Origin of the sequence: Actinokineospora pegani (assembly GCF_009745975.1) — a bacterium.
Classification (GTDB): domain Bacteria; phylum Actinomycetota; class Actinomycetes; order Mycobacteriales; family Pseudonocardiaceae; genus Actinokineospora; species Actinokineospora pegani.
On sequence record NZ_WHOL01000032.1, the window covers coordinates 1 to 9870 of the forward strand.

Annotated in this window: 2 protein-coding genes; both read left to right on the forward strand. The window is 78.8% G+C overall.

The genetic code is table 11. From position 1 onward, the window contains the following. Nucleotides 1-9508 (forward strand): type I polyketide synthase (locus tag GCL84_RS01125; RefSeq protein ID WP_156753425.1); only part of this gene is annotated, 9508 nt, incomplete at its 5' end. Continuing rightward, the coding region (locus tag GCL84_RS01130; RefSeq protein ID WP_197522937.1) for a beta-ketoacyl synthase N-terminal-like domain-containing protein at nt 9508-9870 on the forward strand (363 nt) is incomplete at its 3' end. The genes GCL84_RS01125 and GCL84_RS01130, both read left to right, overlap by 1 nt.

Sequence of the window (9870 nt, forward strand, 5' to 3'; positions counted from 1 at the left end):
GGACGCCATCGAGGCGCACGGCACGGGGACGTCGCTGGGCGACCCGATCGAGGCGGGCGCGCTGGCGGAGGTCTTCGCCGAGCGGTCCGAGCCGGTGTGGCTGGGGTCGTCGAAGTCGAACCTGGGCCACACCCAGGCCGCCGCCGGGGTCATCGGCGTCATCAAGCTCGTGCTGGCCCTGCGCAACGGGACCCTGCCGCGCACCCTGCACGCCGACACCCCCACCCCGCACGTCGACTGGGCCACCGCCAAGGTGACCCTGCTGACCGAGTCCCGGCCGTGGGCCAGGGGCGAGCGGGTGCGCCGGGCCGGTGTGTCGTCGTTCGGCCTGTCGGGCACCAACGCCCACCTGATCGTCGAGGAGGCCCCGGCGCCCGCCGCCGTCGAGGCGGCGGCTGCCCCCGTCGCTACCCCCGTGGTCGTCTCCGGCGCCAGCGAGGCCGCGGTGCGCGCGCAGGCCGGGCGCTGGGCCGACTGGCTCGCGGCCAACCCCGGCGCCGACACCGCCGCCGTCGCCCGCACCGCCGCGGGCCACCGGGCGCACCTGGAGCACCGGGCCGTCGTCCTGGCCGAGCCCGCGGAGCTGGGGTCGGCGCTGCGCGCGCTGGCGGACGGCGCCGCGCACCCGGCCGTGCTCACCGACCGGGCCCGCCGCCAGGGCGCGGTCGCGTTCGTCTTCCCCGGCCAGGGCGCGCAGTGGGTCGGCATGGCCCGCGAGCTGCTGGCCACCTCGCCCGGGTTCGCCGCGACCGTCGACCGCTGCGAGCGCGCCTTCGCCGAGGTGTGCGGGTTCTCCGTGCGCGCGGCCATCGAGGGCCCGCTCGACCGGGTCGACCTGGTGCAGCCCGCCCTGTTCGCGGTCGGCCTCGGCCTGGTCGAGGCGTGGGCCGAGCTGGGCGTGCGCCCGGACGCGGTGGTGGGGCACTCGCAGGGCGAGGTCGTCGCCGCCGTCGTCGCGGGCGTGCTGTCCCTTGAGGACGCCGCTGTCGTGGTGACCGCCCGGTCCCGGGCGGTGCGCGGGGTGACCGGCGGCGGGATGGCACTGGTGCAGGCGCCGGTGGAGTGGGTGACCGAGCGGCTGGCCGACGGTGTGGGCGTCGCCGCGGTGAACACGCCTGGGTCCACTGTGGTCTCCGGCACGGCCGACGCCGTGGACGCCTTCGTCGCCCGCGCGGAATCCGAGGGCGTGTTCTGCCGCCGGGTCGCGGTGGACTACGCGTCGCACTCGGCGCAGATGGACCCGCTGCTGCCCGGTCTGCGCGCCGAGCTGGCCGGGATCGGCGGCGGCCGGGCCGAGGTCGCGTTCTACTCCTCGGTCCTGGGGGCCGAGAGCGACGGCGCCGGGGTCGACGGCGAGTACTGGTGCCGCAACCTGCGCGAGCCGGTCCGCTTCGACCGCGCCCTCGCCGCCCTGCTGGCCGACGGCTGCACGACCTTCATCGAGATCGCCCCGCACCCGGTGCTGGGCCTGTCCATCGCCGACGCGGTCGGCTCGGCGGGCGGCGTCGTCGCCGGATCGCTGGCCCGCGACCGCGGCGGGCGCGGCGAGCTGGTGCGCAACCTCGCCCAGCTCCACCTCGCGGGCCACCGCGTCGACTGGGCCCCGGTCCTGGGCGCGGGCCCGCGGGCGCCGCTGCCCACCTACCCGTTCCAGCGCGAGCGCTTCTGGCTCGACCACACCCCCGGTGCCCAGGACCCGGCCGCGGTCGGCCTGCGCCCCGGCGGCCACCCCTGGCTGGGCGCGGAGACCGCGCTGGCCGACAACGACGGGCACCTGCTCACCGGCCGGGTCTGCGCCCAGGACAGCCCCTGGCTGGCCGACCACGCCGTGTTCGACACCGTGCTGGTCCCCGGGACCGGCCTGCTGGAACTGGCGCTGGCCGCCGCCGACCGGGTCGGCGCCGCCGGTGTCGGCTCGCTCGCGCTGGTCGAGCCGCTGGTGCTGACCGAGCCGGTGCGGGTGCAGGTCGCCGTCGGCCCGGTGGCCGGTGGGACGCGCGCGCTGACCGTGCACGCCCAGCCCACCGTGGACGGCGACAGCCCGTGGCGGCTGCACGCCACCGGCGAGCTGGCGCTGGACCTGCCCGACCCCGAGCCGCTGCCCTGGCTGCCCGCCGGGGCCGAGCCGGTCGACCTGGCCGGGTTCTACGACCGCTTCCGCGCCCGCGGCCTGCACTACGGCCCGGCGTTCGCCTGCCTGGTGCAGGCATGGACTCAGAGCGAGTCCCAGGGCGGGGCCGCCTACGGCGTCATCCGCCTGCCCGAGGGCATCGACCCCGGCTTCGGCACCCACCCGGCGCTGCTCGACGCCGCCCTGCACCTGCTGGCCTGCCTCGGCCGCGACGGGTCGGACGCGGGCACGGTGCTGCTGCCCTTCGAGTGGACCGGGGTGCGCCGGGTCGCCACCGGCGGCGCGGAGCTGCGGGTGCGCCTGTCCCCGGTCGGGGACGCCGTCGAGGTCGCCATCGCCGACCCGGCGGGCGCGCCCGTGCTGCGCGCCGAGGGGCTGCGGCTGCGCGCCGCCACCCCCGAGCAGGTCCGCGCCGCCGCGGGCGCCGACCACGTGCACCGGGTCGCGTTCGCCGCCCCGGCCACCCGCGCCGAGCGGGTCGCCGAGACCACCTGGACGATCGGCGCGCGCGGCGACCACGCCGACGTCGCCGCCGCGCTCGCCGCCCTGGACACCGCCGGCGCCCCCGACCGGGTCGTCCTCGACCGCACCGACGCGGGCGAGCCGACCGCCGAGGCCGCCACCGCCGCCGCCCTCGGCGTCGTCGCCGACGCCCGCGCCCTGCTGGCCGAGCCGCGCCTGACGGGCGCCGAACTGGTCTGGCTGACCCGCGACGCCGTCGCCGCGACCGGCTCCGACGCGCTGACCGGCCTGGCCGCCGCCCCGCTGTGGGGCGCGGTCCGCGCCGCCCGCGCCGAGCACCCCGACCGCGTGCTGCGCCTGGTCGACCTCGACGCCACCACCGACGACGGCCGCCAGCGGGCGCTCGACACCGCCGAGGAGCCCGAGCTCGCGGTGCGCGGCGGGATCGTCCTCGCCGCCCGCCTCGCCCGCCCGACCGGGACGGTCGCGGGCACCGCGCTCGACCCCGGCGGCGCGGTCCTCATCACCGGTGGCACCGGCGAGCTGGGCTCGCTGGTCGCCGAACACCTGGTCACCGCGCACGGCGCGCGCAGGCTCGTGCTCACCTCGCGCGGCGGCCCGGCCGCCCCCGGCGCCGACGAGCTGGTCGAGCGGCTGCGCGCCGCGGGCGCCGACGAGGTGCGCGTCACCGCCTGCGACACCACCGACCGCGCGCAGGTCGCCGCCGTGCTGGCGGGCGAGCCGGACTGGACCGCCGTCCTGCACCTGGCCGCCGTCCTGGACGACGGCCTGCTCGCCGACCAGACCCCCGACCGGGTCGCGCCGGTGCTGGCCCCCAAGGTCACCGGGGCCTGGCACCTGCACGAGCTGACCCGCGACCTCGGGCTGGCCGCGTTCGTGCTGTTCTCCTCGGCCGCCGGGGTGCTGGGCAACCCCGGCCAGAGCGGGTACGCCGCCGCGAACACCTTCCTCGACGCCCTCGCGGGCCACCGCCGCGCCGCCGGGCTGCCCGGCACCAGCCTGTCCTGGGGCCTGTGGCAGCGGGGCGGCTCCGGCCTGACCGCCGCATTGGGCGAAGCGGACCTGGCCAGGCTGCGCCGCCAGGGCGTGGCCGCGCTGAGCGCCGAGCAGGGCTTGCGCGCCCTCGACGCCGGTCTCGCCAGCGCCGACGCGCACCTGGTCCCGGTGCGCCTGGCCACCACCGCGCTGCAGCGGGAGGTCGACGGCGGGGCCGCCGCCCCCGCGCTGCTGCGCGACCTGCTGCGCGCCCCGCGCCGCCGGGCGGGCTCGGCCGTCCCGGCCTCCGCGCTGCGCGAGCGGCTGGCCGCCCTGCCCGCCGACGAGCGCCCCGCCGTCCTGCTCGACCTGGTGCGCGCGGAGGCCGCCGTGGTCCTGGGCGCCCCGTCGCCGCAGGCCATCGGGCCCCGCCAGGTCTTCAAGGACCTGGGGCTGGACTCGCTGATGGCGGTGGAGCTGCGCAAGCGGCTGGCGGCCGCGACCGAGGTCGCGCTGCCGGTCACCCTCGCCTTCGACCACCCGGACGCCGAGTCCGTCGCCGCGCTGCTGCTGGCCAAGGTCGACCTGGCCGCCGCGCCCGAGAAGCAGGCGGCCACCCGCCGCGCCACCGCGGACGACCCGATCGCGGTCGTGTCCATGGCGTGCAGGCTGCCCGGCGGCATCACCACCCCCGAGCAGTTCTGGGACCTGCTGGACTCCGGTGGCGACGCCATCTCCGGCTTCCCCGACCGCTGGGCCGAGCTGGGCCTCTACGACCCGGACCCGGAGGCCACCGGCAAGTCGTACTCCCGCGAGGGCGGCTTCCTGTCCGATGTGGAGCGGTTCGACGCCGAGTTCTTCGGCATCTCCCGGCGCGAGGCGCTGGCGATGGACCCCCAGCAGCGGCTGGTGCTGGAGACCGCGTGGGAGGCGCTGGAGCGCGCCCGCACCCGCCCCGACCTGCTCGGCGAGACCCGCACCGGCGTCTACCTGGGCGCCATGGGCTCGGACTACGGCTACCCCGGCGCCGACCTGGACGCCCTCGACGGGTACGTCAGCACCGGCAACGCGGGCAGCGTCGCCTCCGGGCGCCTGTCCTACACGCTGGGGCTGCGCGGACCGGCGATCACCGTCGACACCGCGTGCTCGTCGTCGCTGGTGGCGCTGCACCTCGCCGCGCAGGCGCTGCGCACCGGCGAGGTCGACATGGCGCTGACCGGCGGCGTCACCGTGATGAGCTCGCCGTCGCTGTTCGTCGAGTTCTCCCGGCTCAAGGCGATGTCGCCCGACGGCCGGTGCAAGAGCTTCTCCGCCGACGCCGACGGCGCGGGCTGGTCGGAGGGCTGCGGCGTCGTGGTGCTCAAGCGCCTGTCCGACGCCCAGCGCGACGGCGACGACATGCTGGCGGTGATCCGCGGCTCGGCGGTCAACCAGGACGGCCGGTCGCAGGGCCTCACCGCCCCCAACGGCCCCGCGCAGCAGTCGGTCATCCGCGACGCGCTGGCCGCCGCCGGGCTGACCCCGTCCGATGTGGACGCCATCGAGGCGCACGGCACCGGGACCCCGCTGGGCGACCCGATCGAGGCCGGGGCGCTCGCCGAGGTCTTCGCCGAGCGGACCGACCCGGTGTGGCTGGGGTCGTCGAAGTCGAACCTGGGCCACACCCAGGCAGCGGCGGGCGTCGTCGGCGTCATCAAGGTCATCCTGGCGCTGCGCAACGAAACCCTGCCGCGCACCCTGCACGCCGACACCCCGACCACGCACCTGGACTGGGACAGCGCCAAGCTCGCGCTGCTGACCGACCCGCGGCCGTGGCCCGCGACCGGCCGCGTCCGCCGCGCGGGCATCTCCTCGTTCGGCCTGTCGGGCACCAACGCCCACGTGGTCGTCGAGGAGGCGCCCGCCCCGGTCGTGGCCGGGGCGACCCCGGTCCCCGCCGCGGACCCGGTGCCGCTGGTGCTCTCCGGCCGCGACGAGACCGCGCTGCGCGCCCAGGCGGGCCGGTGGGCGCACGCGCTCGCCGACACCCCGCTGGCCGCCGCCGCCCGCACCGCCGCGCTGCACCGCACCCCGTTCGACCAGCGCGCCGCCGTCGTCGCCCGCACCGGGGACGAGGCGGCCGCCGCGCTGCACGCGCTGGCCGCCGACGCCCCGCACCCGGCGCTGGTGCGCGGCCGCGCGGCCCCGCGCGGGCGCACCGCGTTCGTCTTCCCCGGCCAGGGCTCGCAGTGGGACGGCATGGGCAAGGCGCTGCTGGCCGAGAGCCCCGCCTTCGCCGCCTCCGTCGCCGAGTGCGACGCCGCGTTCGCCCCGCTGATCGGGTGGTCGGTGCGCGCGGTGCTGGCGGGCGAGGACACCGAGCGGCCGCTGGACCGCATCGACGTGGCCCAGCCCGCCCTGTTCACCACCTACGTGTCGCTGGCCGCCGCGGTCCGCGCGCTGGGCGTGGAGCCGGACGCGGTCGCCGGGCACAGCCAGGGCGAGGTGGCCGCCGCCGTCGTCGCCGGGGCGCTGACCCTGGCCGAGGGCGTGCGGATCATCGCCGTGCGCAGCGTGGCGCTGGCCCGCGAGAGCGGCGGCGAGATGGCCGTCATCGAGGCCGGGGTGGACCGGGTGCTGGAACGGGTCGCCGGGCACGGCGGCCGGGTCTCCATCGCCGCGGTCAACACCGCCAGGTGGACGGTCGTCTCCGGCGACACCGACGCCGTGCTGGACGTGCTGATGGACTTCGACGACGAGGACGTGCCGGTCGCCCGGCTGCACGCCGCCTGCGCCTCGCACAGCGCGCACATGGACCCGCTGCTGCCCGGCCTGCGCGCCGGGTTCGGCGAGCTGGCCCCGCGCGAGGGCAGCGTGCCGTTCTACTCGACCGTCACCGGCGGCAGGCTCGACGGCTCCGCCCTCGACGCCGACTACTGGTGCCGCAACCTGCGCGAGCCGGTGCGCCTTGACCTGGCCCAGCGCGCCATGCTCGACGCGGGCCACGACGTGTTCGTCGAGGTTAGCCCGCACCCGGTGCTGGTCATGCCGCTCTCGGACGGGGCGGCGGCCGACGGCGGCCTGGTCGTGCCCACCCTGCAGCGGGAGCAGGGCGGGCGCGCCGCGCTGCTGCGCTCCCTGGCCCTGCTGCACGTGCAGGGCGCCGAGGTCGACTGGGCCAAGGCCCTGCCCAGCGGCCCCGCCGCCGCGCTGCCGACCTACCCCTTCGGCGGCGAGCGGCTGTGGAACCGCGAGACCCGGCGCGGCGGTGACGTCACCGCCGCGGGCCTGGACGCGGGCGGGCACCCCTGGCTGGGCGCGGCCACGGCGCTCGCCGACGGCGAGGGCGACCTGCTCGTGGGCAGGCTCGCGCTCGCCGAGACCCCCTGGCTGGCCGACCACACCGCGTTCGACGCGGTCCTGGTCCCCGGGGCCGGGCTGCTGGACGTGGCGCTGGCCGCCGCGGCGGCGCTGGACCTGGGCGGGGTCGGCGAGCTGACCCTGGCCGAGCCGGTCGTCCTCGGCGACAGCGGCGCGCTGCGCGTGCAGGTCCGGGTCGGTCCGGCCGAGCCGGACGGCACGCGCCCGCTGACCATCCACTCCCGCCGCGAGGGCGGGCAGGACGACTGGACCGCGCACGCCACCGGGCTGCTCACCCCCGAGCCGGTCGAACCCGCTGTCCCAGTCGGACAGTGGCCGCCCGCGGGCGCGGAACCGGTTGACCTGGAGGGGTTCTACGACAGACTCCGCGAGCGCGGCATCGGCTACGGCCCGGCCTTCCAGGGCCTGGTCGAGCTGCACCGCGACGGCGACACCGCGCACGGCCTGGTCCGGCTGCCCGCCGGGACCCGGCCCGGCACGTTCGGGGCGCACCCCGCCCTGCTCGACGCCGCGCTGCACGCGGTGCACGCGGTCCGCGCCGACGACGGCCGCGTCCTGCTGCCGTTCGAGTGGCGCGACGTGGCGCTGCACGCCCCGGCGGGCGACACCGCCAGGGTCGCGCTGCGCTGGGACGGCGACGTGCTGTCGCTCGCGCTGACCGACACCGACGGCGCCCCGCTGCTGACGGCGGGCGCGCTGCACATCCGCGAGGCCACGGCGGAGAGGCTGCGCGCGGCCGCCCCGGTCGAGCACCTCTACCGGGTCACCGCCGACCCGGTCCAAGCGGGCGCGGCCACCCCGCGCCCCACCTGGCTGGTCGGGGCGGCGACCACCGCCACCGCCGAGGTCGCCGCCCCCGCCGTCGGCTCCCCGGCCGACGCGGCGGCCCGCCTCGACGCGGGGGAGCCCGCCCCGGAGCGGGTCCTGGTCGACGCCACGGGCGCCACCGACCCGGCCACCGCGGCGGGGACGGCGCTGAGCACCGCGCGGGCCCTGCTCGCCGAGGACCGGCTGGCCGCCGCCGAGCTGGTCTGGGCCGTCGGCAGCGGCCCCGCGGGCGCGGCGGTCCTGGGGCTGCTGCGCTCGGCCCGCGCCGAGCACCCCGACCGGGTGCTGCGCGCGGTCACGGTGCGGGCCCCGGGCCTGCTGCCCGCCGCGCTCGCGGTCGCCGACGAGCCCGAGCTGGTCGCGGGCCCGGACTCGGTGCGCGCGCCGCGCCTGGCCCGCGCCGCCGTCGGCGGCGAGCCGGTCGCGCTCGACCCCGGCGGCACGGTCCTGGTCACCGGCGGGACCGGCCAGCTCGGCGCCCTCGTCGCCCGGCGGCTGGTCACCGCGCACGGGGCGGGGCGGCTGCTGCTGGTCTCCCGCACCGGGCGGGCCGACGACCTGGCCGCCGAGCTGACCGGGCTCGGCGCGCAGGTCGACGTGCGCGCCTGCGACGTCGCCGACCGCGCCCAGGTCGCGGCCCTGCTGGCGGCCATCCCCGCCGACCGGCCGCTCACCGCGGTCGTGCACGCCGCGGGCACCCTGGACGACGGCCTGCTGGCCGACCAGACCCCGCAGCGGGTCGCCGGGGTGTTCGCCGCCAAGGTCGACGGCGCCCGGCACCTCGACGAGCTGGTCGGCGACGTCGCCGCGTTCGTCGTGTTCTCCTCGGCGGCAGGCGTGCTGGGCAACCCCGGCCAGACCGGGTACGCCGCGGCCAACGCCGCGCTGGACGCCCTCGCCGCCGACCGGCGGGCCCGCGGCCTGGCCGCCACCAGCCTCTCCTGGGGCCTGTGGCAGCCGGGCGGGACCGGGCTGACCGCCGAGCTGGGCCGCGCCGACCTGGCCCGGATGCGCAGGCAGGGCATCGCCGCCCTGTCCGCCGCCCAGGGGCTGCGCCTGTTCGACGCGGCGCTGCGCACCGGGGCCGGGCACCTGGTCCCGGCCCGGCTCGACCTGGCGGCCCTGCGCCGCGAGGTCGACCGCGGGACGGCCGAGCCGCCCGCGCTGCTGCGCGGACTGCTCGGCACCCGCCGCGGGACCGCCCGGGCCACCGCCCGGGGCGGGCTGCGCGAGCGGATCGCGGCGCTGCCCCCGGCCGCCCGGCACGACGCCGTGCTGGCGCTGGTCCGGCGCGAGGCCGCGACCGTGCTCGGCGCCGCCACCGTCGGCGCGGAACAGGTGCTGCGCGAACGCGGCCTGGACTCGCTGATGGCGGTGGAGCTGCGCAGGCGGCTCGCCGCCGAGAGCGGGGCGGCGCTGCCCGCCACCCTGGCCTTCGACCACCCCACCCCGGCGGCCATCGCGGACCTGCTGCTGGCCCGGCTGTCGCTGGACGCCCCGGCCGCCACCCCCGGCCCCGACCGGGCCCAGCTCGACGAGCTGGCCGACCTGCTGCGCCGGGCCGACCCGGCCGCGCTCGGCGAGTTCGCCACCGCGCTGCACCAGTTGCGCGGCGGCCTGGCCGAGCGGGTCGGGCCCGCCCGCGACGGCGCCGGGCCCGCCGACGAGCCGGGCGGCGCCAGCACCGAAGACCTCCTGTCATTCCTCGACGCGAAGCTTGGAGCGAGCTGATGAGCGAGACCTCCCCCGCCGACACGGTCTCCCGGCTGGAGCAGTACCTGCGGCGCGCCACCACCGCGCTGGTGCGCACCGAGCAGGACCTCGCCGCCGAGCGCTCGGCGCGCACCGAGCCCGTCGCGGTGGTGTCGCTGGCCTGCCGCGTCCCCGGCGCGGACACCCCGGAGGGCTTCTGGGACCTGCTGACCGAGGGCCGCGACGCCATCGGGCCGTTCCCGCCGCGCTGGGCCGACCTGGACGTGCACGACGCCGACCCGGACGCCACCGGCAAGTCCTACGCCGCCGAGGGCGGTTTCCTGTCCGATGTGGAGGGTTTTGACGCGGAGTTCTTCGGCATCTCCCGGCGTGAGGCGCTG